The sequence below is a fragment of the Affinundibacterium nitidum genome, from assembly GCF_014284155.1.
Lineage (GTDB): Bacteria > Pseudomonadota > Gammaproteobacteria > Burkholderiales > Burkholderiaceae_D > Undibacterium > Undibacterium nitidum.
This window is the reverse complement of record NZ_JACOFZ010000003.1, coordinates 228,677-253,358: the sequence shown is the minus strand read 5'-3', so window position 1 is coordinate 253,358 and position 24,682 is coordinate 228,677. Positions and strand designations below refer to the sequence as shown.

The window sequence follows — 24,682 nt, the reverse complement described above, 5'->3', positions numbered from 1 at the left end:
TTTCGAACAATTCACAAGACCCCCAACTTAAATGAATACTAGCAAAGTGAGAGTTGATACTAGACCGCCTTTAACTAACGATGAAATTGAATCTCTTACAGTCCAGGAGTTCTTGAGAATAAAACTGACTGATGACGAAAAAAGGAGATATCGTGAAATTAATCTAGCAAGGGAGGAAGATCGCCAGCAAAGTATTGAGCGAACTCGCATCGAAGCTTTGCCTATTTTGAATGAATTACGTGATGCTGGAATAGAAGTTGAATCTGTCGGTGAACTGATAGGGAGATCGACCCCATACCCAACGGCGATACCAATTTTGTTGAGGCACTTGCAACTGCCGTATTCAGACGTGGTCAGATCGACGATAGCAAGATGTTTGGCCGTACCTGAACCAGAGGTAATCGCCGCCTGGAAAATGATCGAAACCATATATTTAGAGGCCAAGACGGGAAAAGGTTTCGTGGCACCTGGCGATACAGGTGTGTACGAGTTGGGTCTCAAAGATGCTTTAGCTTGTACTTTGGCAGCGTCTACTACAAACGAAACCAAAGAGGCGCTACTTCAGTTGCTAAGAAATAAGCATAATGGTCCAAGTCGAATTTTAATGTTACGTGCGCTGAAGCGTGTGTTAACTGGACAACAGTTAATCGATACATTTGACGAACTGTCGAACGATTCGGAGCTCTCTATTGAAGTTAAATTATTACAGAAGCCTAGACCAAAAAAAGGCCAGGCCACCAAATAAGATACTCATATTTTGAAAAGAGCGGGGTCAGAAAATTCACAAAACACCCAACTTAAAAAGCTACCTTATTCTAGCTTCTCGAAATGCGTGCCCTAGATTTATCTCTCTGTTCTAGTTGCTAGCTATAATTGAGCACTTTCATGAGGCAACTAAGAATAGTTGTACGTGAATTGCACTTCAACTTTTTAGATCGATTAAATGCCCGTATTTTTTAAGAAGCAGATTCTTGTATCGTTTTCCGTCGCGTTGCTTGCCTCGCTCGGCGGATGTATTACGCTCGTTAATCATATTCCCGGCAGTATTGCGATCAAAGTGGAACCAGTGCTTGCTGAAGGACAGCTCTTGCTTCAGTGTGAGGCTTCTTCGAGCGGGAAATGCTACTTTCTCATCGGTGAACAATATGATGTGGTGTACGAAGTTGTGGTCGGTGAGTCGAAGCCAATCCCAGCGCCAAAACAAGCAACCCCGTTTTGCGCGACATTCTCAAATTCATTCCGCAAGCTGTGCAATAAGAATACATTCATCAGTCCGGATGGAAATCAATTGATCATCACCCAAACCTGGCACCCTAGGTGAAGCATTTTTTCTGCCTCGGACAAATTGGAAGAAGCTATGTGAAGCGCGTGTCTTCTACGATAAACTAAACCGCCAGTTACACCAATATTCGAAAGACGGAGACTTAGCATGCATGCCTACACAAGAGCCATTCAGTTTCGGGGGTATTCAGCCGCCTTGGTTCTGCAGTTTGCTTTGTGCATGTGTGCCACCATCGCAACGGCCGCAAAGGCGCAAATGCCTAGCGCAGAGTTTCTACAAACCGCAGTGCAATCAGACCACAGACCCATCGCCTTGTTCGTCACTTGTAAGAACATGGCACAACCGCTCGCATTGGTAGGCCAAGGCAAATCTTCAACGGGCGCTACGCTCGATGTGGATACGCCAGTGCGTGTTGCTAGCAACACTAAGACTTTTGTTGCTGCGACCGTGTTGAGATTGTGGGAAGACAAGCGAATCGATCTCGATGCTGCGATTGGCCCGTTGCTCACACCAGCCATTGATCAACTTCTGCAAAGCGGTGGTTATGACACGGCCCGCATCACGGTGAGGCAGCTTTTGAGCCATAGCGCTGGCATTTACGATCATGCGGCTGATGATCGTTATCTAGGGCTGATTCTCTCGCAGCCAGAACGGCGCTGGACTCGCGAAGACTTGGTACGTCTCGCTGTGACTTGGGGGCGTCCCTTGTCTGCAACGGGCACGGCGTTTCACTATTCCGATACGGGCTATATCTTAATCGGCGATATCATTGAACGTATCACCGGTCAGTCTTTGGGCAAGGCAGTGCGCGAACAACTGCAACTCGACAGTTATCACTTGCGCTCAACCTGGTGGGAGATTATGGAAGAGCAGCCCAGCACTGCAGCACCTCGCGCACGGCAGTTTATTGGCGACTTTGAAGCCAGCAAATTGGATGCAAGCATAGACTTGTATGGCGGTGGCGGGCTCGCCATGTCCACACGCGATCTCGCTACCCTCACCGGCGCACTGTTTGAAGGCAAGCTGTTTAAACATCCCGAAACTCTCAAAGAAATGTTGTGGCGTGGCACGCACAAAGGGGCAGATACCTATCGACTCGGCGTGTTTGTGAAAACCGTGAATGGGCAAGATTATTACTGGCACAGCGGCTATTGGGGCACGGTAGCCTATTATGCACCCGCAACGGGAGTTGCCGTGGCAGGTGCATCGGATAATCAGGATGCTTATCGCAGATTGGTGAAGATGGCGGAGCTGGCAGTTGGTGTTGTGGTTTTGCCCAATAATTGATCACCCTCTCTTGGGGCTATACTCCTCTTGTTTTGATTTCTTGTATGCTTTCATGCACTTCGAAGACTCGATAGAAAGATTAATTTAATGCGTGTTAAAAATTTTGGTTTGGCAATCTTACTTTTTGTTCCGGTGATGTCTTCACATGGGCAACGTGCTGTGACGCAAATTGAGTATTTCGAAAAGTCGGTGACATTTGTGCCAGATCTGATCTCCGAGTACTGCGCAAGTGCCGTGCCTGAGCTTTCGTCAAGATTGAAAGAGGAGAACAAGAAGTTGGAAGTACGCCTTCGTGCGGCACTCCAACCAAGGATAATGAAGTTATCAGCGGATGAGAACGCCCATAAGCCAGTATCACTTGAAGACCTATCTTCGTTAAATAAAATAAAAACTTTGATGTTAGACTCTTTGAGGAAACGTGAAGCAAAGCCATTCTGCGAACAATTTGTCGTGAAGTTAGGTGCGCTAGACGTGGATCAATTGGTTGAAGAAACCGAACAAAAATATACGCAAATACTGGAGAAGGCTAAATCCGTTAAATGATAGAGGATTCACGCGATATCCAGCCCAGTCCAGTAGGTACGATTAGCGAAGCGTAATCGTACGAATGTAAGTTTTCGTTCCCCATCCCTCACACTCATCCCAAAACAAACACCACATTCCGTCCCGCTTAAGTTCGCCCCAAAATTTGACGCATGCGTGCGATTACGCTTTGCTAATCGCACCTACGCAGCCGTGCAAATGAATGCGGTGAGCGGTTTGAAATTCGCTTCCTCGACGGTCAAGTTCCATTTCTCAAGTGACCAGCCCGGTAGCTCAGTAGGTACGATTAGCAAAGCGTAATCGTACGCAAGAAATCACTGTTAACCTCCACTCCCAAAAGCAAGTTTTCAATCGCTTCTGAAAATGGGTGTCTTTTGAATTTCTCTGAATTTTTTGACCCAAAAATTCAAAGTCAGGCTCGCGCTAGCACAATCTTGCGTAAGCCTGCTGCTTGAAACAATCAGTCCGCCAAACCTAAGCGTTCCAGTCTCTCTTTCGCAAGTAGATATCTTGCGCGGACATCATCGATTTCCGGTTGCGTTAATTTCTTACCGTAGGTACGGAGCCCGCCTTCGGGATCATTGTGATGAATGCCCATGGCGAACTTCAGGTATTCCAACAGCAAGGGCTGCGCATCGAGATAGGAGATGGAATTGAGCGCCTGAGAAATTTTGTTGGCCTCAGCCCATTCGCCTTTTAATACATGCTCTTGCATCGTGATACTTGCTTTGGGGAAGATGGTGCCGACACCTGTAATGCCACCGCATGCGCCAGCAAGTCCTGCATGCACAGTGACGGAATCAACGCCTGCCAAAACTTTTACAGCACTATTCCCTACAATCAGCGTTTCGATAATCGACACATCGAGCGTCGATATTTTAAGTGCGACGACTTCGGGTAATGCAGTTAGCCTTCTAAGCAGATCAATTGACAGTGCATGATACCCAGCGGCATCAGGATTGTTGTACGGCATAATTGTGACGCCTACTTTTTTCGCTGTTGCTGCCGCCAGCGCAAAGTACGCATACATCTCTTCGTCAGAAGGAGCTTCCTTCGTTTTCGGCGGCATGACCATGACGGTATTCACGCCAACTGCGGCAAGTCCTTCAATGATTGTCGCCAGCGCTTCTTTGGTTTCAGCCGCAGCGCCACTGATCAAAGGGACTTCATATTCTTGAGCAATATCAGAAAGGGATTTCAGCAAAGCGAGGCGCTGTTCAGGCGTCAGATAACTGTTTTCACCGAGCGTACCCGAAGCGACTAGGCCACCAAATCGGCTACCGCCCTTACCCTGCGCTTTCAAAACATGTGCTGCTTGTTGTCGCGTAACATCAAAGTCAATTTCAAGCGCACCGGATTCAGATTCTTTGAGCCAGGTGAAAACCGCCGGCATCACTGTATATCGCCAATCTTTACGATCTGTTTGCATTACATTTCCTATTCTTTAAAAACATTACTGTATCAATTGCGCCAAATAAGTCATCACAGTGAAACTAGCTTCGGTGAAACTCGCAGCTGATTGGCTTGCGCCCTCATGCTGCTCGGCGTGCTGCCCGTTGAAGTTGTGCGACCAAGGTCTGCCGTGTTTGCGATCAAGATCGCACTTTTTTCTTCCGCATCAGTGCCAGCTGAACAAAAGGCCCCCACTCAAGACATTACCAATAATCAAGAAGCAAAGGAAATTCGAGTGCCGGTGGCAATACACTTTAAATATACCATTAATATATTAACGTGAGTAATGGAAATATTCAAGCTAATCGCACCTACTCAGCTCTCAATCCATCGTTTCTTGCTTGGAACCCCACACCAGCAAATCAGCAAATCGCAATAAAGCTTGACTCCTGTATTTATCTGTATATACTTAATATGCTCAGTTAAACACGGAACATCAACAAGGCTTCGAAAAATGACCACAGATAAACTTTTTCTCTCCAATCACGATAGTACGCCGATGTACGAACAGATCATGGAGCAGATTACTACCAAGGTAATGGCTGGTGATTGGCGTCCGGGCCAATCTTTGCCTTCGATACGTGAACTAGCCAGCGCCAGTAGCGTGAGTGTGATCACGGTGAAACGCGCTTATCTCGAACTTGAACGGGCAGGCGTGATCGTTACTCGGCAAGGCAAAGGTTCTTTCGTTGCCGAGACTCAGGATCTGGCTAAACAACTGGTGCGGGACGAATTCGATGCGCATCTCATGGGTATGGTGAGCGCTGCACACAAATTAGGCATGGGTGAGAAAGAGGTGGTGGAGCATGTGAGTGCTGCCATGACCGCCACTGCTCCTACTTCATCACCTAGCACAGCAGCGAACACCAATGGCAGCAAGCCTTCTTTGACGAGGACCATCAAATGAATTTGCAAACTGATCTTGCCATTTCATTGCGCGCGGTTGAGAAAACCTACGCTGACTTTGCACTGCACCCCTTGGATTTGGAATTGCCTACGGGGCAAATTATGGGTTTGGTGGGCGCTAATGGTGCGGGTAAATCTACCATTATGCGTATCCTCATGGGCTTGATTCGCGCCGACGCGGGTGAGGTCGACGTTTGTGGTCATCGCTTACCAGAGGCGCAGGTGGCAGCGAAACGGGATGTTGGTTATGCCTCTGAGGACATGCGCTTATACAAAACGCAGACGCTGCGTTGGCATATGGATTTTATTCAGGGGATTTTTCCTGAGTGGGATGAAACCTACGCAGCGCAATTACTCAAGCGTTTTGATCTGAAGTCGCAACAGAAGTTAGGTGGATTTTCCCACGGACAAAGAGTGAAGGCTGCTTTGCTGTTGATTCTTGCGCGCCGCCCGAAACTCTTGTTGCTCGATGAGCCCACCACAGGTTTAGACCCAGTCGCGCGGGCTGAAGTGCTTGAGGCTTTGGCCGATGTATTGCGAGACGAATCACGCAGTGTGCTGTTCTCATCGCATAACACGGTCGATGTCGAACAGCTTTCCGATTCCATTAGTTTTATTCACAAAGGCAAACTCGTGGCATCCGAAGATAAGGAAACTTTCTTGTCCAGTTGGCGCCGCATTATTTGCCACGGACCATGGCAGGACGGGCTCAAAGACATTCCCGAAGTAATCAGTGCGCGCAATAACGGTTCCATCATTGAACTCAAGGTGCGCAACGCAGGTGATGTGTTCGAGACGCGCCTTGCGCAGATGAACCTGACGGTGAAGGCAGTAGAGCCGATGAACTTAGAAGATATTTTCGTGACGAGTGTTCGCGCGGGAGACAAATGATGAGCACGCTAAATCAAAACAATGCGAACCATGCGAGTGAAACGGGGCAAATAAGACAGATGATCAAGAGGCTCATTCTCAAAGAGTTTCAGATGTATCAAAAACAGTTTGCCGCTTACGTCATTGGGCTGCTGATTGGCCTAACCCTCATCGGTATGGCAAAGACCTGGGCATTTTATGCGGGCGGTATGATCTTGTTGGTGCTCTTGATTTGCGTTGGTGGGTTTGCGATTCAAAGTTCATTACTCAATGAGCGTAGGGAGCACACCTTGACCTTCATGATGAGCCTACCGCTGACGCCCATGACTTTCTTTTGGAGCAAAGTTTTAGCTAACCTGGTGCTCTATCTTGTGCCGTTCACCATCGTCTTGGCGGGGACGGCATTCTTAGTGCTGTTCACGCCTTTGCCAGATGGTATTTTGATTTGGTCTTTCTTGATCTACGGTTTTTTGGCAACAAATTACTTCATTTCGCTGAGTGCGGCTTTGGTGCTGGAATCCGAGGGCTGGAATATTTTCGTGCAAATTGCCGTCTCGACTTTCGTTGGTCCATTCATGGTATTTATCGGCACCATTGATGCCATCGGCAAAAATATTCAAAGCAACGAGGTCGTGTTGAGTCAAGAAGCCTTGGGCATTTTTGCGCTAGAGTTGACCGTCATGTTGTTGGCGCTTGCGTTTGCGCGTAGCGTCTATCGCCGCAAGGATTCCTTCTTATGAACACCTCAGCGCAGATGTCTGAAGCGAATGCACGCTTTCATTACATGGACAATCTGCGCGCCCTAGCAATGTTGACGGGGGTGGTGTTTCATGGCGCACTGGCCTACAGCGTTTTAGCCCATCCTTTTTGGCCTACTGCTGATGCGGGGCAATCGCTACTCATAGACGCGTTTGCTTGGTTCTTTCATTTATTTCGCATGCCCTTGTTTTTTGTGGTGGCGGGTTTCTTTGCCGCTCTCTTAGCGCAAAAAAGCGGGATAGGAGGCATGCTAAAGAACCGCTTCATGCGCATCATCTTGCCTTTGATTGTGTTTTGGCCGCTCGTCTACTTCTCAATGAGCTGGCTCATTCGCTATGCAATTACCGATGTGCAGAATCTATCTCCCTTACTGCAAATGATTAAGCCTTGGTTGGACAACCCCCAAGCGCCGACCGCACCGCCCACCCTCGTGCACCTATGGTTTTTACCCTATGTGATGTGTTTTTGCATTCTGGTTTGGGTGGCGTCGACCTTGGAATGGCATACCTATCTTAATGGGCTCGTTGCTTGGTTTGATGCGTTGACGCCAATGAAAAAGGCCTGCCTCGTACCGCTGTCACTCATGCCTGCTTTGTTTGCCGTACCCGCACCGTTTCCAGCACCGGAAAGTTTCTTCCCCCAATGGTGGGCTCTGCTGTTTTACGGAACGTATTTTCTGATCGGCTTTCGACTATTTCATCAAGCGCGGTTCTTAGATCAACTGCGCCCCTACGCGCCTAGATTGCTATTGTTATCGCTACTGGCATATGCGGTGTTTTTCTATCTTCTGCAAAACAAAGCGGCGACCAAAACTGATTTCCTCTTGCAAATGACTCTGGTGCTGTTACAAGCCTATACCGGATATTGGATGACACTCGTGTGCATCCTCTTCGGCCAACGCTGGCTCGACGCGCATCATGGCTTTTTGCGTTATATCGCTGATGCTTCTTATTGGGTGTACCTAGTTCATTTACCACTAATCTTCGCCATTCAAATTCCCTTAATGGATGTGCATTTGCATTGGAGTGTGAAGCTCAGCCTTTCAGTCGGTGCGACATTGGCCATTGCGTTTCTAAGCTATCACCTATTTGTACGGGGGCGTTTGTTGGGGAGATTTTTGAACGGAAATAGCTCAAGAGCGATTATCTCTGCAATTTAGTCTCGCATTATTTACCTTTCCTCGCAAAGCCAAACTAGGGATTCCCATCCCTCTCCGGAATTAACGGTAAATATAGGAAATTCTAGCCGCCTAAGCGAAGCATTATGACCTTATGTCAAATTATCGATGAAACTTGAAATAGATCGCTTATCCATTCCAATTATGACAGCCAGGCCACACCGATTTCAAATGCGATGAGGCACTAGTGGTTGTGGTAATTTTGAAAATACAGGATACTCATGCCCAATTTTTCAAAAGACAACGGCTGTTGAGCTCACCACTGACTATGAAACCTTTGCTCCTAATTCTTACAAGCTGCATATTTGTGACCCTCGCTGGCTGCGTTACACCCAATACCGGTACATACCCAGTACTCAATACCAATCTTGGAGAAATTCAGGATTGGCGTATGCGGCTCTTTCGTGAACCCGGGCGTATCGATGTAAATATGCGCTTGGTAAAAGGCACCTATCTCCGAGTTGCTCTAGAAACACCGAATGAAAGGGAGAAAGCGCCAATACAGCTACTTTTTACAGGCTGTGATTGTTCGAACGATTTAGATGCCTCCTTGCGGTATTCAACCGAAAGTGATGTGTTTGCATTTAAATACTTTAGCAAAGCTTTGGACCGAAATAAGGATGTCACTGTTCGCATTGAGTGGGATGAAGAAATGAGGACATGGGTTTCCATCGGCGATGAGACTATACAGGTAAAGCCTCATTTATCTTTTGGAACATTACATGTGACCACCGAAAATGGCTCGGTGCAAATGAAAGAGCTTGGATATTCTAAATTGGCAGAAGTTCGCGAGCGCGCGATGGGAGTGAAACGATGAAAGTAAAGTTTAGTATGCGTTTGTGTAAGATGCTTGCGATGACATTTGTGTTTGTCAGTGGGGTGGCGCGAGCCGATTTTGAACTTGGTTTGCAGTATTACGCTAAGGGGGAGTTTGAGAAAGCTCATCGCGAATTTTCACAAGCGGCCAAGTTTGGCGACCCAGCATCGCAATTGAATTTGGGTGTGATGTATTACCGAGGCGAATTCGTTGCACAAGATCCGATCCAAGCTTATGCATGGCTAGCATTGGCAGCGCAGGCACCGGAGTACGCAGAAAAAGGCTTACATCGTCAGATCTACCAAAATTTCTCAGCGGAGCAAAAACGCCAGGCCGATGAGGCCTACCAAGGTCTCTTAAAAAGATATAGCGCAGCAGCGATTGATGAGAGTTTGAACCCCGTATTGCTCGAAGAAAAAGAGGGGCCAGAAAGTGTCCGGGTGTTGAAACAAGTACACCCACAATATCCGAAGAAAATGTTGAACGACCTACGACTTGGACATGTCGACATTTTTCTGACGATCGCGAAGGACGGTAGTACCAAAGACCATGTTGTCAATTCGAGCTCCGATAAAGCTTTCTCGCAAGTGGTGCTGGACTCCATTCGGCAATGGCAATATCAACCTGCGTTGATCAACGGACGCCCTGTTGAAACGCACGGTCATAAAGTTAGCTTCAGGTTTACGATAGAAGGAATGGGCTACGATGAAGCCCAGATTGAAAAGGTGCTCTCGGTACAGAGAGAAAAGGCCTTGGCAGGAAATGCGATGGATCAATTCACCTATGGATTCTTCCTTGAAATATTGCCGACATTTACCAAATTCAAACCTCGACAAGGATTGGATGAGAATCCAAATAAATGGTATATGTTAGCGGCGAAGAATGGTCATGTTGTATCGAGCTTCTTTCTTGGACAGAATATTCTCAACGGAAAAATGTGTGTCCCAGAGCCCGAGAAAAGCATCGCATGGTTGTCTAAGGCTGCCACGAAAGGTCTGATCGATGCGCAGTATCTCTTAGCAGTCGAACTTATCAGCGGTGCTCGTTTACAAAAGAATGAAGAACAGGGAATGTACTGGTTGAACATCGCAGCAAGCGGGCAGCAACCGGTAAATGCGAAAGCGAAATTGAAACTGGCGTGGATACTTTCTACTCATCCAAATAAGTCTCAGCGCGATGGTGGCTTAGCCTTGAAGTATTTGAAGGATATCGCTGGAGATTATGCAGACAAGCAAACCTTGTATCGAACCTTTGCGGCAGTTTATGCTGAAAATGATGATTTTGTGAATGCTATGCAGTGGCAGGAAAAAGCACTGAACGATGCTAAGTCTTTGGGATTGCCAACAGAGTTATTACAAGTTGCGTTAGAGAATTATCGTAACAAACAAGCCTTCAGAGAAAGTCTGTAAGCTGTTAGACGGAACAATATCTAATGGGATCGCATCATCTTTGGTATCGGTGGCAATTCACTCCTGTTAGGTTTTGATGGAATTTGAACTGTATCGGATTTGTTCTAAGCATTGCTTGTGTACCTCGTCGGATAATAAGTAATTTGACGAACTTCTTACATGTATTTCTGATTAACTTCATATATGGATGACACATTGTTTACCACCATAACCGTTGCAGGGGACTCTGCACTTGAGACACTTTCGCTTCGACGAGAAAGTCACGAACAGTCAGGCGAGTATCCTTTTTTGATTGGCACAGCCGAGGATGTAGAGCGTCTTCGAGAATCTGCTGAGTATAACAATCAAGAAGTAGAGGATATTTTGCGTGAAGTTGTAGACTTCGATACAGAAGCTTGGCTACAGGAACGTCGGCAGGAAGCTGAAGAATACGAATTTAGTGAAGAAGAGATCCTTGGTGATTGGCCGGGGGAAATTGCCGATAAAGGTGCAATTTCAATGCATCGTGATTTATTGACGAATGCGCTAAGGAAAGAGGTGTTCATCGGTATTGCCAAAGCAAAAGAAGCGTGGCACTTGCCTGCGATTTTGAAATATGGCGATTGGAATGCATGCCCATCGCCTCAGGTTCATTGCGCAATACATAAACTGTGGGCAGACGAGTTCGGTGCCGAAATAGTGAGTATCTCAGGGGATGTTATCGAATGCATTGTAAAGAATCCGCCGCGTGATATGGAAGCAGCGATAAGGCTCGCGTGGCAACAGTATTGGTATTGCCCCGATATTGTCGATCAAGGTTGTGAAACAATTTCTAATCTGGCAGGCACGCTCCTCAATTCCGGATATTGGTATTTTTGGTGGGATTAAGGTGAACAAATTCAGCGCGGACGCTAGCAGCCGTCAACGCTAAAGCTAAGAACCCATTTAGACACTACCCCTATCAATCAAATTGCATTCGGTGCTTTTAGAAAAAGTATGAAAATCATTGATGTGTCCTCTAATATGCTTTTCTTTCATGCTGAAGATGGTCGATATATCTTTCAACCTTGGGGGAAATTTGGCGGCTGTTATCAGCTAACGGAAAAACAACGTATTGTTCGAGCGGTCGCCAACCTGCTCTATTATTTTTTACTTTTTGGCGTACTGATCAGTTACATAGGCCCTGACCTGCTTAACAAAAAGTTGCTTATTGCCTTCGTGCTTCTTATGGTGCTACATCAGTTTTTGCTTTGTTTATATACGCTTGGTCTTACTAAGACGGAAGCTCCTGAACGACCATCTCAGGAATATCGGCAAAAACTAGGAAAGATAAATGCCGAGGCGATGGGTAAATCATTTCTTTGGTTTCGGTTTATTGGTGCCTTGGCTTTCATTGGTTTAGGCGTTCTGATAGGCTTTGTCCTTGGTAAGTTATTCCTGTCCTTTTTAGCGGTTACTTTTTTTGGCTTTTGTGCGGTTCGAATCTTTCGACAAATCAAACGACTTGAAAGTTAAAAATATCTGCAAGCCCTTCGCAAGAATGAGGTAGGGTTTTGGTGGAGTGCAGTGATGAGCACTATGTGGCACTAATACTCGGCGTACTGCCTATGGCAATCTCAATCACGACGAACAAAACAAACTCGCCCAACTTGTACCAGCACTGGCCGCCGCAAAAGTCGAGGAACCGAAGGTCGCTTTCCTCGCTGGTTTTTGTAGTTGGACGATTGATGTTCATGGTACTTCTGCTAGCGCTGCTTTCTACAATGTGTCGAAGTTGGGGCCAGAGTTCATGGACTTCGTGCAATGGATTCTTGAACTTAAGGCACAGGATCGAGATGGAAACCAAATACGAGCTGTTATACCTGGTGAGAAAGCACCGGATTACCCTTGGACGCGAGTCTTGAAGAGGATGTCGTTTGAATCATCTCACTCACATCAAAAAAAATGCGAATTACCAATTTAAAAAAAATCCTCAGTGTTTATAGTCTTGCCATTGTTGTCAGTATCGCGCTGTATATAGCTTGCCTATTCTCGCCTGCATACAGACCTATGACCAATGGAGCGCCTGGACAGATCTATTTAGGTTTGAATGCTCTTGTGATTGGACCGTTAGGGTTCATCGCTCTGAATTTTTCTTGGCTTGCTAATCTTTGTCTGTGGTTTGGTTGGTCGAAAATACTTCACAAGCGTCAAGAGGCCGCAATCGCATGGTGCTTGAGCGCACTAGCATTCGCGCTCTCTTTCTTGCTATATCCTAAAATACCGGTGGGTAGTTCAGGGGCCTTTTCCTTCGAGATTATGATTGGCTATCACTTGTGGATTGCCAGCATCGTCTTTGCTCTCGTCGCATCAGTTATGATTCCATGGGCGACAACGCAAAAGCTCGAGTCAGAAGATAGTTCTAAAGATTAGTCGACATTGAACGAGATGAGCGCATCGAGACGCACAGAACAGCGATATTGATCTATGACCCAACTCCGCCAAGCCACTTGTAATGATCTAGTTTCTATCTTGTCGTGGGTTCCGACAGCAGAAACTCTCAAACTCTGGGGCGGCCCTTTGCTCACTTTTCCGCCCGACGTCGCCAAGACTTGGATTGAAATCGGCGCGAACGACAGCAATAGTTTCGTGTTGGTGGATAAACAGGATCGCGTTCTCGGATTTGGTCAAACCTTGCAGCGCCAAGCGCAGGCCATCCATCTCGCTCGCATTATCCTTGCCCCTGAAACTCGAGGCAGAGGCTTGGGGCGCGTCTTATGTGAAGAGCTGATGAAAACTGCGATCGCACAGCATCAGCCTGCAAAGTTTACTTTGAACGTGTATCAAGACAATGCTGCCGCGGTGTCTTTGTATCGCAGCTTGGGTTTTGTCTTGGCTGATCAGCACAGCATGCAGGGGGCTTATGCGATGGAGTTTGTTTGCGGTGTCGAGACGAAATAGCTGATTGGCACTGTTTCAAGAAATGTTAGGATCCATCGAATAGATGGTTGATCTCGTTTTCTCAACTCGTTATCCGTTCCAACGTCACTCCATTCCATACCTAAAAACCCCGTTTCAAGCCTTCATTTATATTTGTTCGAGCCGCAAAATCGATTTTTCACGGCCAGTTTTTGTCATTTCGTCGCATATTACCCATGTCGTAAATAGAAATTCGATACAGTTCGTGCCATCAGTTATTTGGCAGCAAGTCTGTTTTCTTCTTACGAGGTCATTATGCAATTCCCCACCAGTTCAGTTATTACTCTTATTCTCTGTAATGTCATCGCGGTTTCTGCGCATGCACAGTCAGGCGATGCTAAGGTTCAAGCACAGGCACCAGCACAGCAAGTAGCGCAGCCACAAAAGGTTGAAGTAAAGGGTAAGACACAAGAGGAATTTGCGCGTACTGAAACGGCTGCACGTTCCATTGTAAGTAATGCTGAGCTCACGCGTTTTGGTGACACAAATATCGTCGATGCAATGAAACGTGTACCAGGTGTGCAAGTGACGAACAACAAGTTGCATCTTTTAGGTATGGCAGCGGGCTACACACAAATCTTGATCGACGGCGAAGCGCCACGCGGCATCACGATTGAAGACATTCCACTAAATATGATTGAACGCGTGGAGATTTATCGTGGTGCGAATGCGCAGTTTAGTTCGCAAGCGATGGGCGGCACCATCAACATCATCTTGAAGAAAGCAGCTTCTACCTCGCAACATAGTATCAAGGCCAGTGTTGGTCATATGTTCCAAAACAATGGTGGCGTTGACTGGTTTCATTCCGATAAGAACGGCAATCTGTCTCATACCGTAAGCGTGAGCTTATCGAAAGATCGTATGAGCGCTGGGCAAGCTGAAGACTCAACGACTAACTTTATGAACGAGAATGTGTTGACTGGAGTGAAGAGCGAGTTTCAGAACGTGTCGCGTAGTCAGCGTAGCGATGAATCGTTGCGTATTTCTCCTCGAATTCAATACAAAACTGACTCGAATATCAATCTAACGTCGACATCGATTGTGGCACATAATCGTTTTAGTGCCGATACCACGAGTCAGTTCAATAATGTCGCTGGTCGCGTGTTTGAGATCGGCAAAACGGCGTCGCATGATACCAACCATGGCACCAATTTCGGTAGCACGCTCAAAGCTGTTACTAGCTTGGATAATCAAATCGGCGTTGATGTCAGCGCAGGCTTTCAAGCACAAAGTTTTATCGCGCGCTCTCATTCACAGAATTATCTGCCTGATGGTACGCTGAAGTTCAACCGTGATCTCAATACCGATGTCCACGTCATCGTCGGCATTACCAATGGTAAATTGAGTGTTCCAACTAATGCGGAGCACGACTTGGTAATCGGTTGGTCTGGCTGGCGCGCCAATGTCGATATCGATAACAATCAAAGTGACCGATACGCTGCTACATCAACGAGTATTCTTCGCCCATATGGTGCGAGTTCGGTGATGGATAATGTAGCGTTTTTCGCGCAAGACGATTGGAAGTTTAAGAAAAACTCCTCCGTATCGCTGGGATTGCGTTGGGAATCTCAAGGTATCCGTACTGAGAATAACGACGGTGAAAAAGCCACTAATCGTGCCAGTGTGTTGAGCCCGGTCGTACAAACTATGTGGCAGCTCGACCCGCAAAACACAGAGCGCATTCGCCTCGGTGTCTCTCGTACCTTTAAAGCGCCTGAAGGTACACAGCTCCTGATGCCGAAGATTTATGTCATTAATAATTCTATCGAAAGTCCGAACGTAGTTGGTAACCCGAACTTGCGTCCTGAACTTTCTTGGAGCGTTGATGCTGCGTTTGAGCATAACGGCAAAGATGGACTCAACTATGCCGTACGTGCTAAGGCGCAATCGATCGATGATATTCACCGCGAAGTGGTGTATGTGGCTGATAACGCTTACTGGAAGAAATTTGTGAATGCCGGTAGTGCGCAGAGCCAAAGTCTTGAGCTCTCTACACAGTTCCCATTAAAGCGTTGGATGGATAATGCACCAGACATGGATTTCTCTGCTAGCTATTCACACTTCTGGTCTAACGTGAAAGATTTGGCGACACCATATAACACGCTCGCACCGTACAAATATGTAATGACTTTTGGTGCCAACTACCGTGCTAAATCGATTCCACTCACGGCTGGTATTAGCGCCAAGGTTCAAGATTCGCATTGGCAGCAAATTAGCCTCACTGAGCGCCAATACTTGAAGACGCCAAAGAATGTTGATATCTACGCCTTGTGGAAATTCGACAAACAAAGCCAGTTGCGTTTCGCCTTGAACAATCTTCTCGGTGGCGACGCCTATGATTCAATGACCTACGCTAGCGTTGGTAATGCGAGAAGCCAATCTTCACGTGCCGTACCGACAGCGCGTAACTTTAGTATGACTTACGAGTACAAGTTCTAAGCTAGTATTCAAAACACTCTTGTGGTTGTGAAGTTACCGCCGCGATTACTAAAGTCGGGGCGGCAATTGAACAGCATCAATGTCCAAAGGCACGGGCCCTTCGTCTGCCCAGAGGTGACATCTGATCTCACTTGCTTTACGCATCCCCTTCACGTCCCTAGCTGCTCGCTAGGGATTTTTTTACACGCCGTTCACTCCGCGAAACTGCATTCTGTCCATCTCAGTTTTCGTTTTGTCAAATATGAGATGTCTGTCTAGTTCGAATTCCTTAGACTAGTTCTCCATTGTGGTCCATTGCAATCCAGTTCGTGAAATTGCAGCGGCAAACGTAAATGAATGGTGGCAATACAAATGAATAAGTTTTCTACGGGGCAGTATTACGGTGCACATGCGTTTGAACGCCGTGTGGCAGGTTTGCGTTTGAGTCATTTGCAGGCGACGATTCCTGAGCATGAAATGAAAGAGCATAGCCATTCTGGTGCGCACTTGGTGTTAGCGACAAGGGGCGCGTACAAGACCTCGGCCCATGGTGAGCGACGCGAGGGGCCGGTCTTGGTGTTTAACCCGCCTGATGTGGTGCATCGTGATTGTTTTGCTGGCGATGGCGGCTGGTTCTTTGCGATCAGCCTGTCGGAAGCGGATACTGTCGAGCTATATGAGCGAATGCGATTGCCTGATTTTGCATGGCGAAGCCATCAACCGCAATTCATCAGACGGGTTTTCAAATTGATGCAGGCTGCTGGCTCGAATGATTCTTCTTCGCTTGACTTGGAACTGATGACGATAGCGCTGCTTAACAGTCTCACGCCGCAAACGCCGATATCATCGAAGCCACCACCCTGGTTACAACGAGCGCAAGAAATGATTGCAGACTTATCCGATCAAGATTTGGGTGTAGCTGACATTGCAGACGCCCTAGGTGTGCATCGCGTGTACTTGGCTCGCCAATATGTGCGCCATTTGGGGTGCACACCAGGAAATGATTTGCGACGCCGTCGAGTCGAACGTGCCACACAATTGATGATGACGAGTGAGCAAGCTCTTACCGAAATTGCACTGGCTAGCGGCTTTTGTGATCAAAGTCATTTGAATCGCGCTTTTCTGCAGCAATGGGGTATGACACCAGGCAAGTTTGCCAAATTGAGCGGTGCTGAAAAATGTAAGCGATCGTTTTGATCAAGGTTGCAATTATCCAAGACAGGCTTCTTGCCCCAACTTACAATGAAATTACTGAGCTAAGTCAACTGAAGTCATCGATGGAGTATCTACATGCAAGCTAAACCCATTCTCGCCCTATTACTTAATAGTGCTTTGCTAATCGCAAGTGACGCGCAAGCACATCCAACGTCGCCCACCAAGACCTTTGAATGGGGGCAGCAAGATCCCGCCTCCCAAAAGATGAGTGCCAACAAATTCATCGAGATGGATGAGGCGATCAAGCAAGCTAAGTTTCAACAAATTACCAGTGTTTTGGTCGCCCGCCATGGGAAACTCGTGCACGAATCCTATTTTGATGCGGATGGTGCTGATGCTTTGCGTAATACCCGTTCCGCTACCAAAACCATCACAGGTATGCTGGCTGGGTTGGCGATAGACCAAGGCTTGATCGCGTCGCGCTCAACGCCGATTTTATCGATACTCAAACCGAAGCGAGCGCTAGACAACCCTGATCCACGCAAGGCCAAAATCACGGTCGAAGATTTATTGACTATGAGCTCTATGATGGAGTGCGATGATCAAAATCAATTTTCGCGCGGTAATGAAGAGCGCATGTATTTGATTGAAGACTGGGTGAAGTTCTATTTGGATTTGCCGATCAAAGGCTTTGCCGCTTGGGTGCCGAAACCCACGGACTCTTTCAATGGTCGCTCTTTTAGTTATTGCACTGCTGGCTCGACCACTTTGGGTGCGGTAGTACAAACCGCTGCGAAGATACCCTTAGCGACATTCGCGCAAAAGAATCTGTTTGCCCCCTTGGGCATCGACAAAGCCGAGTGGCAATACTCGCCGCTGGGTTTAGCCCAAGGTGGCGGCGGGCTTGGTTTGCGCAGCCGCGATTTACTAAAACTAGGTCAGCTATTAGTCAATGGTGGTGCTTGGAACGGTCAACAGATTTTACCTAAGGCATGGGTCAAAGCCACAACCTCTCCACAAGCACAAGTCGATGAACAGCGTCATTACGGATACCTACTGTGGCTCTACCCTTACGCTACCAAGAGTGCGAAGTATGCTTCCTACCAAATGGCGGGCTCAGGTGGCAATAAGGTGGTGGTCTTCCCCGAGCAAGATGTCGTGGTGGTCGTTACCACCACCAACTTCGGGGTGCGCAATCCGCATCAAGTCACTGATAAGTTGATTGCTGAGTATGTGCTTGCGGCTTTGGAATAAGCTTGGTTTGACCTATTGTGGTTTGCCGCAATAGGTCAAGGTCTATTACTATTTCTTGATAATTTTGGTCGCACCCAGCATCAGATGAGAGACTCGCCCCTCGTTACCTCTGATGAGCTTTAATTCAAATCCATTCTCAAGGACGATGAGGTCGTCGTTGGCGAGCAATACGATCTCTGTCTTAGGCATAAATTTTCCAATCTCTACCATCATTTTCCCGTTTTCTTGTGTGAGCAAAACGGATGGTGGTTTATCGGTTGGCGAAGCTGGTGGTATCGGACATTCACCGATTAGTTGTTCTAAGATGCTTGCACTGGGTTCGATAGGTTCGATCTCGCGTGTTTTGAAAGAAGGCCAGTGATACTCTTTAGCCAGTGCACTCAACACTTGGCGGTAGACCATGCCGCCACCTTCGCCATTGGTCATTACCACCGCGCCACGACCAAGAACAGGGAAGTAAACGATAAAACAACGATAACCCTCATTACTGCCACCATGTTCAAAGGACATGGCTTCGCCTGCTCCGCCCAGCATAGGGCCTAAACCAGAAGGTGCTTTCTGTTCAGTGAGCATCTCGGTTGCCATTTTTTGTGACAGCGTTTTGGTTGATTTACCCGCGCGCGCTTCAGTGATCTCGATAGCCCATTTGCTTAAATCAGTTGGCGTTGTCCATAGACCTGCCGCAGCCAATTCAGGATAAGTATGCCAGCGACCAGGGATGGGCTTGCCTTCATCGTCATGCCCAGTGGCGGCGAGTTTTTGTTTTGCATTGGACAAGGGCTGTTCGTAGGCGCTGTTTTTCATGCCGATGGGGCCAAGTACAAGTCTTTGCACGAGAGCGGGAAAGGCTTCGCCTGTGGTTTCTGTCATGGCCAGTTGCATGATCGTTGTTCCACCACCGGAATATTTCCATTTAGTGCCCGGGGTCATTTCTACTCGCACAGCTTGTGTGTTGGCAGGTGCTTTGCCATCAAGTATTTGTTGAACAGTCGGTACTTTTACGCCACTCGCATAACCGGGAAATCCGTGGCCATTCAAGCCTGCTGAATGCGAAATGATACGACGCAAGGTGACAGCCTCTGTTTTGGTGAATTCATTGTCAGGCAACTGCCAAGTTTTGAGATAGGTATTGATCGGCGTATCGAGTGCGAACTTGCCTTGTTCAACTAATCTCAACATCGCCGTTGCGGCAACGGGCTTACTAATCGACGCTGCTTGAAATAGGGTGGTAGCCGTCACTGGATCTTTGCTATCCGCTGCTTTGACACCAAAGCCATGCGCCCAAGCAAGCTTGCCATCGTTGATCACGGCAATCGACACACCCGGCACCTTGTACTTCGTCATACTATCGGCCAGTGTATGGGTTTTCTCTGGGGTGCCTTTGATGACGATACTTGGTGTCAATGTCGTGGTGACGCGCTTGATTTGTTCATCAATGCTTTGAGCACAAACATGGGCAGTGGCTGCCATCATGAGCAAGATTGCTGCTGGGCGTGAGATAACTAAAAAACGCGAAACTGGCATAGTGGTGCTCCCGAGAAATGAATGTCGCATGAGTATCGCACAATTTAGGTGCCTATCGGCAGTGCTTAAATTCACCACTTATGAGGTCGACAGCGCGCACAGTCAATTTCGTGTATCTTTTGCGAAGCACGGAGGACACTTTGACTACATCATTACTGCAAAATTCGTTTCAAACTACCGATACGATTGTTCGCCCCCTTCGGTGGGCGCGCATAGTATTTATACTGCTTCTAGTCAGCCTGTTAGGCAGTTGTAGTACGGTGCGCCTTGGCTACTCGAATGCCGACACGCTGGTTTATTGGTGGTTGGATGGATATGTGGATTTCCATTCTTCGCAGAAAGTGAAGGTCAAACGTGATATCGCGCAACTCTTGAGCTGGCATCGCAGCACCCAATTGCCGCAATATGCACAGACATTGACGCAGATGCAGACGACGCTAGCCGCGAATCCAGGGCCAGCTGAAATTGAGGCGGTATATCGACAAGTCGAACAACTTTCGCAAGTGATCTTACTCAAGGCTGTGCCAGAGTTGACCGATTTGGCGCTCACTATGAATGAGTCGCAAAAAGTCTATCTGACACGCAAGTTCGAAAAGAATAACGAAGACTTTCGTGAGAAATACATCAACCGAACGCCAGAGAAACAAGCGAAAGAACGCATCAAAAAGATCGAGAAGCAAACCGATGAATGGCTTGGAAGCGTGACACGTGAACAGGAAGCGATTATTGCTCGGCATGTCGAAAAACATCCGGCAAACTATGCCAATTGGCTAGACGACAGCATCATGCGCCAACGTATCGTTTTGCAAGTGGTAACGCAAATCCAAAACGAAAAGCCAAACCGTGAAGCGGCACAAGCGTTGGTGCAGCGGGCAATCATGGCGGCGTATGAGCCCGCAGAACAAGCCGATCGACGCACACAAACAGATGCCTCAAGAGCGGCAACCCAACAGTTAGTGTCGATTATTCTCAGATCGGCTACGGCAGAGCAGAAGACGCATGCACGCAACAAACTGCAAGATTGGATTGATGACTGTAGGTACTTGATTGCGAAGAAGTAAGCCGATTGGTCGGCTGTATTGTGTACCGTTCAGCTAGGTGCCAACCATGGTGCATCGTCCCTGCCGGGGCAGGGATTCAAGGTCTTTGTCCTTCGACGTAGCTGTATTTTTACGCCTATGGGATTTACTCTATGTTGAACCTTGGAGTAGGCCTGACAATTTAAGCCAGCTTTGCCGCTAGTACATCGACCTTCTCGATGACTGGTGCTTCCGCCAACAATTCGGCTGCATTCGCCATCAGCGCCGCGGCGATCGGTCCTGCAAGGTGAGCCTCGCGGCTAACTTCATCTGGAAAAGCATCGAAAATACCAAAACGTGAAGGACTGAGTTTGATGGCAAACCATACAGTGGTGCCTGCCTCTTGGTTGGCGAGTGCCAACGCACTTTTTAAAAACTCTTCTACGGCACTTTCTTTGCCAACTTTGGCTGTGACTTGGGCGAGGATTGCGTACTTGACCATGATGTTGTTTCCTTGAGTAGTTGATGTGAACTGATGTCGTTGTCCATTGAAATGGCTTGGTGACAAGGCGTTATTCTAGGGATCTAGGCACATATTCTATAGTGGCGGAAACGTCAATAATGGTATCATTACCGCCATGCGTATTTATATCCTCGCTCTCGATGGCGTATTTGATATTGGCCTGTCTTCACTGATCGATGTGATCTCGACAGCCAATGAACTCGGCTCCCAATTCGAATCATCAGAAGGTGCCGGCCCACAGCTCGATATGCGTTTAGTGAGCGTACGTAAGAAAGTGTGCACCTCGCAGGGACTGACGGTGCCGAGCGTGTTAGCAACCGATTTGCCAACGCCCGATGTCGTGCTGATACCCGCGCTCGGAGCGAAGATGCCAGTTTCGCTAGCAGCAGCATTAGAAGCGAAAGAAGTGAAGGATGCGGGCATCGTGCTGAAAAAATGGGCAGCTGCTGGCGCCATGATTGGTGCCGCATGTACAGGCACCTTCGTGTTAGCGGAAACGGGTTTGCTAGACGGACAGCAGGCAACGACGTCTTGGTGGTTATCGGCTTTGTTTCGTCAACGTTACCCTGCTGTCGAACTAGATGAATCGAGGATGTTGGTGAACTCTTCCTGTTTCACCACTGCTGGTGCGGCGCTCGCTCATTTAGATTTAGCGCTCGGTGTGGTGCGCAGCACTAGCCCTTCTTTGGCGGCTCTTTGCGCACGTTATTTACTGATTGAACCACGCTCTTCTCAAGCGGTGTTCGTCATACCGGACCATGTTGCCCACAACGATGCGGTGGTCGAACGCTTCGAGCGTTGGGCCCGCGGACACCTAGCTGAAGGTTTTTCGATGACTGATGCCACAAAAGCGATTGGTGCGAGCGAACGAACTCTAGGTAGGCGAATTCAAGCGGTGTTGGGGAAATCGGCGCTGGAGTATTTTCAGGACTTACGTGTAGAACGTGCAGTACACCTACTACAAACAAGCACAGAAAGTGTGGACCAAATTGCCGCGCTCGTTGGTTACTCCGACGGTACCACTTTGCGCAGCTTATTACGGAGGAAATTGGGCAAGGGTGTACGCGAGCTACGGGAAAAGCCTTAAGGCTGTATAGGATCGTAGATGTTGCCGTTGCAGATTTGCGATGGGTATTCGAATTGAAGCGTTTATAATCTTTAACTACTGTGCTCAATTAATGAATCAATATGGCCGAAGATCTCTCCATCCTCACCCGCACCGCGAATCCACCCGATGCCACTATCGCTTACGGTGGTGAGCCCGATCAAATCGCTGATATTCGCTATGGCTCCCGTGGTAGTGATCTGCCCTTGCTTGTGTTGATCCACGGTGGTTTTTGGAAGCCGGAGTACGATCGTGCGCACGCCGAGGCCATGTCGACAGCCTTGGCCGAAGCGGGGTGGACGACCTTAACTTTGGAATATAGACGCATCTCAGGTGAGCCCGACGTCACCGTGCAGGATCTTTCGACCGCCATAGAAAGCTTGCCTTCACGTGTTGATCGTCATAATGGCAAACTCCTATTAGTTGGGCATTCGGCAGGTGGTCACTTAGTTTTATGGGCCGCTGCGAAAAATAGTGACGCGCCGATTCAAGGCGTACTCGCCTTAGCACCCGCAGCAGATCTAGAAATGGCACACACCATGAAGTTGGGTGATGGTGCTGTCGAGCGTTTCTTGGGGCAAGGTCCAAGCAATCGACAGGATTTAAATCCCATGCTGATGCCCGCCCCTGCCACTGTGGTTACCATCCTTCACGGTGCAGAAGATGACATCGTTCCGCTTGCTGTCGCGAAGTCTTACTGTACCGCCTTCGCCGAGACACGTATGGTGCAATTGCCTGATAGTGGACATTTTGCCTTGATTGACCCAGCGAGCACTGCTTGGGCGAGCGTGGTGTCAGAACTAGAGAGTTTGAGCAAGCGGTAGAAGTGTCACTGCATCTCATAGTTTCAACACTGATTTGAAAATTGATTTATTCGGAGATCTCATGACCGAGTACCTATTCGTGTATGGCACCTTAGCGCCAGGACGCCCCAACGCCCACATCCTTGCGGAAGTCCCTGGTACTTGGGAGCCTGCGCTTGTGAGAGGATACTTGCGCCAAGAAGGCTGGGGTGCTGATCATGGTTACCCTGGAATTGTCCTGTCTGAACATGGCGACGATGTCGAAGGTTTTCTCTTTAGCTCCGATTCTATATCTGCGCATTGGCAAAGGCTCGACGAATTTGAAGGCAGCGGTTATCGGCGCGTGCTGGTCGCAGCTCAGCGACGCGACGGTTCTGTCGTTCAAGCTTACATTTACTCGCTCGCAAAGGCTGAATGAATGTCGTTGAGAACTTTCCTACAAGCAGAGTTCCAACTGCGATCTAGCTACATTGCGCTTTAAAAAATGTGCTTATTCTATTGCATACGCTAATGACAGACCACGACCGCTCGCAATATATCGCGACACTTGAGAAACGACTCAAGCCTAGCAATTTCTGGGTGACAGATTTTCTTTCTCACCGGCTAATGGATGTTGAATGGAGCTTTTGTTGCGGAGAGGGAGAGAATTGGTCAACGATTAAACGATGTGCAGAATACTCTCGAGATATTTTGCGAATTATCCATCCGCAAGTATTAGATTTGGATGAATGCATAGAGCTAACGACGGTATCTTCTCAAGCTAAAGATAATATTCGTGAACTTTTCGTGTTGGAGGCCTTGTGCGATGAGCCGAAAGTGACGGAGGAACAAGTTTGCAATGCTGTTACTGCTTTCTTCCAACTTGTATTCACACGTGATTTTGCTTAACCAGCTGACACAAGGATGCTAACTTATGTCATTGCGATTATTGGCGCAACATACGGAAACTGAAAACTTATTTAATTCCTTGGTATTGAAAGGCTCATCATGCTACATCTCAATAAGCATGAACATCTCCCCGATTTCATACGCTTAAATGAACAATGGATCTCCGAGTATTTCGCTCTTGAAGAAGTTGATCGCGCGCTTGCCGCGAACCCCGCTGCTATTATTGATGAGGGTGGATTTATCTTTACCATGACCGATGGCGATGAGGTTGTTGCTTGCTGCGCGCTGTTCAAGAGCGGCGAATATGAATTCGAATTGGCACGCATGGCGGTGTCGCCGAAACGGCGTGGTGGTGGTCTCGGGCGACAATTGATCGAGGCAGCGATCAGTAAAGCCATAGAACTGAAAGCCAAGCGGGTGTATTTGGTGTCAAATACCAAACTTGAATCTGCGATTGCCTTGTATCAGAAAACGGGATTTGTCACGGTATCCTTGGGCCAGCATCCGGTGTATGCTCGCGCAAATATCGAGATGGAGCGTGTGCTTCCCTAGCA

At 47.8% G+C, this 24,682-nt stretch carries 27 protein-coding genes; 24 read left to right on the top strand and 3 right to left on the bottom strand.

Annotation, left to right across the window (positions count from 1 at the left end; genetic code table 11):
• The first annotated feature begins 31 nt into the window (after positions 1-31).
• The 5 genes from H8K36_RS10980 to H8K36_RS10960 all read left to right on the top strand — a co-directional run bounded on the left by H8K36_RS10980 (position 32) and on the right by H8K36_RS10960 (position 3,412).
• Positions 32-745 (top strand): hypothetical protein, encoded by a 714-nt coding sequence (locus tag H8K36_RS10980; protein WP_186916441.1) that lies wholly within the window; start codon positions 32-34, stop codon positions 743-745.
• A gap of 198 nt (positions 746-943) precedes the next feature.
• Positions 944-1,321, top strand: a complete 378-nt coding sequence (locus tag H8K36_RS10975; protein WP_186916442.1) for a hypothetical protein — start codon at positions 944-946, stop codon at positions 1,319-1,321.
• Positions 1,322-1,429: 108 nt separating this feature from the next.
• Positions 1,430-2,569: a serine hydrolase domain-containing protein gene (locus H8K36_RS10970; RefSeq protein WP_186916443.1), complete on the top strand. Its 1,140-nt coding sequence runs from the start codon at positions 1,430-1,432 to the stop codon at positions 2,567-2,569.
• A gap of 87 nt (positions 2,570-2,656) precedes the next feature.
• Positions 2,657-3,112, top strand: coding sequence for a hypothetical protein (locus tag H8K36_RS10965; protein ID WP_186916444.1), 456 nt, complete (start codon positions 2,657-2,659; stop codon positions 3,110-3,112).
• Between the two features lie 156 nt (positions 3,113-3,268).
• Positions 3,269-3,412 (top strand): hypothetical protein, encoded by a 144-nt coding sequence (locus H8K36_RS10960; RefSeq protein WP_186916445.1) that lies wholly within the window; start codon positions 3,269-3,271, stop codon positions 3,410-3,412.
• Positions 3,413-3,572: 160 nt separating this feature from the next.
• Here the strand turns inward: H8K36_RS10960 and H8K36_RS10955 are convergent, their stop codons facing one another.
• Positions 3,573-4,541: a dihydrodipicolinate synthase family protein gene (locus tag H8K36_RS10955; RefSeq protein ID WP_186916446.1), complete on the bottom strand. Its 969-nt coding sequence runs from the start codon at positions 4,539-4,541 to the stop codon at positions 3,573-3,575.
• A gap of 477 nt (positions 4,542-5,018) precedes the next feature.
• On the opposite strand from H8K36_RS10955, the gene H8K36_RS10950 reads away from it, so the two are divergent.
• The 13 genes from H8K36_RS10950 to H8K36_RS10890 all read left to right on the top strand — a co-directional run bounded on the left by H8K36_RS10950 (position 5,019) and on the right by H8K36_RS10890 (position 18,266).
• Positions 5,019-5,471, top strand: a complete 453-nt coding sequence (locus H8K36_RS10950) for a GntR family transcriptional regulator (RefSeq protein ID WP_230404545.1) — start codon at positions 5,019-5,021, stop codon at positions 5,469-5,471.
• The gene (locus H8K36_RS10945; RefSeq protein WP_186916447.1) at positions 5,468-6,361 is read left to right on the top strand and encodes an ABC transporter ATP-binding protein; all 894 of its coding nucleotides are present in this window, start codon (positions 5,468-5,470) and stop codon (positions 6,359-6,361) included. The genes H8K36_RS10950 and H8K36_RS10945 overlap by 4 nt, the downstream gene beginning before the upstream one ends.
• Positions 6,358-7,080, top strand: coding sequence for an ABC transporter permease (locus H8K36_RS10940; protein ID WP_186916448.1), 723 nt, complete (start codon positions 6,358-6,360; stop codon positions 7,078-7,080). Before H8K36_RS10945 ends, H8K36_RS10940 begins: the two co-directional genes overlap by 4 nt.
• The gene (locus H8K36_RS10935; protein ID WP_186916449.1) at positions 7,077-8,258 is read left to right on the top strand and encodes an acyltransferase family protein; all 1,182 of its coding nucleotides are present in this window, start codon (positions 7,077-7,079) and stop codon (positions 8,256-8,258) included. Before H8K36_RS10940 ends, H8K36_RS10935 begins: the two co-directional genes overlap by 4 nt.
• Positions 8,259-8,544: 286 nt before the next feature.
• Positions 8,545-9,093 carry a hypothetical protein gene (locus tag H8K36_RS10930; RefSeq protein ID WP_186916450.1) on the top strand — a complete coding sequence of 183 codons (549 nt, stop codon included), beginning with the start codon at positions 8,545-8,547 and terminating at the stop codon, positions 9,091-9,093.
• The gene (locus H8K36_RS10925; protein ID WP_186916451.1) at positions 9,090-10,502 is read left to right on the top strand and encodes an energy transducer TonB; all 1,413 of its coding nucleotides are present in this window, start codon (positions 9,090-9,092) and stop codon (positions 10,500-10,502) included. Before H8K36_RS10930 ends, H8K36_RS10925 begins: the two co-directional genes overlap by 4 nt.
• Before the next feature lie 183 nt (positions 10,503-10,685).
• A complete protein-coding gene (locus H8K36_RS10920) occupies positions 10,686-11,369 on the top strand; it encodes a DUF4253 domain-containing protein (RefSeq protein WP_186916452.1) in 684 nt (227 codons plus the stop codon).
• 108 nt (positions 11,370-11,477) lie between these two features.
• Entirely contained in the window at positions 11,478-11,996 is a 519-nt protein-coding gene (locus tag H8K36_RS10915) for a hypothetical protein (RefSeq protein WP_186916453.1), read from the top strand.
• A 429-nt stretch (positions 11,997-12,425) separates the two neighbouring features.
• Positions 12,426-12,893, top strand: coding sequence for a hypothetical protein (locus tag H8K36_RS10910; RefSeq protein ID WP_186916454.1), 468 nt, complete (start codon positions 12,426-12,428; stop codon positions 12,891-12,893).
• A gap of 54 nt (positions 12,894-12,947) precedes the next feature.
• Complete coding sequence (locus tag H8K36_RS10905; protein ID WP_186916455.1) at positions 12,948-13,421, top strand: GNAT family N-acetyltransferase; 474 nt, start codon at positions 12,948-12,950, stop codon at positions 13,419-13,421.
• 273 nt (positions 13,422-13,694) lie between these two features.
• Positions 13,695-15,878 carry a TonB-dependent receptor plug domain-containing protein gene (locus H8K36_RS10900; RefSeq protein WP_186916456.1) on the top strand — a complete coding sequence of 728 codons (2,184 nt, stop codon included), beginning with the start codon at positions 13,695-13,697 and terminating at the stop codon, positions 15,876-15,878.
• Positions 15,879-16,229: 351 nt separating this feature from the next.
• On the top strand, positions 16,230-17,054 hold the full coding sequence (locus tag H8K36_RS10895; RefSeq protein WP_186916457.1) for a helix-turn-helix domain-containing protein: 825 nt from the start codon (positions 16,230-16,232) through the stop codon (positions 17,052-17,054).
• Positions 17,055-17,147: 93 nt separating this feature from the next.
• Positions 17,148-18,266: a serine hydrolase domain-containing protein gene (locus H8K36_RS10890; protein ID WP_230404537.1), complete on the top strand. Its 1,119-nt coding sequence runs from the start codon at positions 17,148-17,150 to the stop codon at positions 18,264-18,266.
• A 48-nt stretch (positions 18,267-18,314) separates the two neighbouring features.
• Here H8K36_RS10890 and H8K36_RS10885 read toward each other — a convergent pair whose 3' ends face one another.
• Positions 18,315-19,790: a serine hydrolase domain-containing protein gene (locus H8K36_RS10885; RefSeq protein WP_186916458.1), complete on the bottom strand. Its 1,476-nt coding sequence runs from the start codon at positions 19,788-19,790 to the stop codon at positions 18,315-18,317.
• Positions 19,791-19,930: 140 nt separating this feature from the next.
• On the opposite strand from H8K36_RS10885, the gene H8K36_RS10880 reads away from it, so the two are divergent.
• Entirely contained in the window at positions 19,931-20,851 is a 921-nt protein-coding gene (locus H8K36_RS10880) for a DUF6279 family lipoprotein (protein ID WP_186916459.1), read from the top strand.
• A gap of 160 nt (positions 20,852-21,011) precedes the next feature.
• On the opposite strand, the gene H8K36_RS10875 is transcribed toward H8K36_RS10880, so the two are convergent.
• Entirely contained in the window at positions 21,012-21,311 is a 300-nt protein-coding gene (locus H8K36_RS10875) for a putative quinol monooxygenase (RefSeq protein ID WP_186916460.1), read from the bottom strand.
• 136 nt (positions 21,312-21,447) lie between these two features.
• On the opposite strand from H8K36_RS10875, the gene H8K36_RS10870 reads away from it, so the two are divergent.
• The 5 genes from H8K36_RS10870 (at position 21,448) to H8K36_RS10850 (ending at position 24,680) form a co-directional block, all read left to right on the top strand.
• Positions 21,448-22,419, top strand: coding sequence for a GlxA family transcriptional regulator (locus H8K36_RS10870; protein ID WP_186916461.1), 972 nt, complete (start codon positions 21,448-21,450; stop codon positions 22,417-22,419).
• Positions 22,420-22,520: 101 nt separating this feature from the next.
• Positions 22,521-23,261 (top strand): alpha/beta hydrolase family protein, encoded by a 741-nt coding sequence (locus H8K36_RS10865; RefSeq protein WP_186916462.1) that lies wholly within the window; start codon positions 22,521-22,523, stop codon positions 23,259-23,261.
• 61 nt (positions 23,262-23,322) lie between these two features.
• A complete protein-coding gene (locus H8K36_RS10860) occupies positions 23,323-23,658 on the top strand; it encodes a gamma-glutamylcyclotransferase family protein (RefSeq protein WP_186916463.1) in 336 nt (111 codons plus the stop codon).
• Between the two features lie 92 nt (positions 23,659-23,750).
• Complete coding sequence (locus H8K36_RS10855; RefSeq protein ID WP_186916464.1) at positions 23,751-24,128, top strand: hypothetical protein; 378 nt, start codon at positions 23,751-23,753, stop codon at positions 24,126-24,128.
• A 99-nt stretch (positions 24,129-24,227) separates the two neighbouring features.
• Positions 24,228-24,680, top strand: coding sequence for a GNAT family N-acetyltransferase (locus H8K36_RS10850; protein WP_186916465.1), 453 nt, complete (start codon positions 24,228-24,230; stop codon positions 24,678-24,680).
• Positions 24,681-24,682: the final 2 nt, after the last annotated feature.

Coding starts and splice junctions, on each gene's coding strand:
- H8K36_RS10980 (WP_186916441.1), top strand. CDS start 32: ATGAATACTAGCAAAGTGAGAGTTGATACTAGACCGCCTTTAACTAAC.
- H8K36_RS10975 (WP_186916442.1), top strand. CDS start 944: ATGCCCGTATTTTTTAAGAAGCAGATTCTTGTATCGTTTTCCGTCGCG.
- H8K36_RS10970 (WP_186916443.1), top strand. CDS start 1,430: ATGCATGCCTACACAAGAGCCATTCAGTTTCGGGGGTATTCAGCCGCC.
- H8K36_RS10965 (WP_186916444.1), top strand. CDS start 2,657: ATGCGTGTTAAAAATTTTGGTTTGGCAATCTTACTTTTTGTTCCGGTG.
- H8K36_RS10955 (WP_186916446.1), bottom strand. CDS start 4,541: ATGCAAACAGATCGTAAAGATTGGCGATATACAGTGATGCCGGCGGTT.
- H8K36_RS10950 (WP_230404545.1), top strand. CDS start 5,019: ATGACCACAGATAAACTTTTTCTCTCCAATCACGATAGTACGCCGATG.
- H8K36_RS10945 (WP_186916447.1), top strand. CDS start 5,468: ATGAATTTGCAAACTGATCTTGCCATTTCATTGCGCGCGGTTGAGAAA.
- H8K36_RS10940 (WP_186916448.1), top strand. CDS start 6,358: ATGATGAGCACGCTAAATCAAAACAATGCGAACCATGCGAGTGAAACG.
- H8K36_RS10935 (WP_186916449.1), top strand. CDS start 7,077: ATGAACACCTCAGCGCAGATGTCTGAAGCGAATGCACGCTTTCATTAC.
- H8K36_RS10930 (WP_186916450.1), top strand. CDS start 8,545: ATGAAACCTTTGCTCCTAATTCTTACAAGCTGCATATTTGTGACCCTC.
- H8K36_RS10925 (WP_186916451.1), top strand. CDS start 9,090: ATGAAAGTAAAGTTTAGTATGCGTTTGTGTAAGATGCTTGCGATGACA.
- H8K36_RS10920 (WP_186916452.1), top strand. CDS start 10,686: ATGGATGACACATTGTTTACCACCATAACCGTTGCAGGGGACTCTGCA.
- H8K36_RS10915 (WP_186916453.1), top strand. CDS start 11,478: ATGAAAATCATTGATGTGTCCTCTAATATGCTTTTCTTTCATGCTGAA.
- H8K36_RS10910 (WP_186916454.1), top strand. CDS start 12,426: ATGCGAATTACCAATTTAAAAAAAATCCTCAGTGTTTATAGTCTTGCC.
- H8K36_RS10905 (WP_186916455.1), top strand. CDS start 12,948: ATGACCCAACTCCGCCAAGCCACTTGTAATGATCTAGTTTCTATCTTG.
- H8K36_RS10900 (WP_186916456.1), top strand. CDS start 13,695: ATGCAATTCCCCACCAGTTCAGTTATTACTCTTATTCTCTGTAATGTC.
- H8K36_RS10895 (WP_186916457.1), top strand. CDS start 16,230: ATGAATAAGTTTTCTACGGGGCAGTATTACGGTGCACATGCGTTTGAA.
- H8K36_RS10890 (WP_230404537.1), top strand. CDS start 17,148: ATGCAAGCTAAACCCATTCTCGCCCTATTACTTAATAGTGCTTTGCTA.
- H8K36_RS10885 (WP_186916458.1), bottom strand. CDS start 19,790: ATGCCAGTTTCGCGTTTTTTAGTTATCTCACGCCCAGCAGCAATCTTG.
- H8K36_RS10875 (WP_186916460.1), bottom strand. CDS start 21,311: ATGGTCAAGTACGCAATCCTCGCCCAAGTCACAGCCAAAGTTGGCAAA.
- H8K36_RS10870 (WP_186916461.1), top strand. CDS start 21,448: ATGCGTATTTATATCCTCGCTCTCGATGGCGTATTTGATATTGGCCTG.
- H8K36_RS10865 (WP_186916462.1), top strand. CDS start 22,521: ATGGCCGAAGATCTCTCCATCCTCACCCGCACCGCGAATCCACCCGAT.
- H8K36_RS10860 (WP_186916463.1), top strand. CDS start 23,323: ATGACCGAGTACCTATTCGTGTATGGCACCTTAGCGCCAGGACGCCCC.
- H8K36_RS10855 (WP_186916464.1), top strand. CDS start 23,751: ATGACAGACCACGACCGCTCGCAATATATCGCGACACTTGAGAAACGA.
- H8K36_RS10850 (WP_186916465.1), top strand. CDS start 24,228: ATGCTACATCTCAATAAGCATGAACATCTCCCCGATTTCATACGCTTA.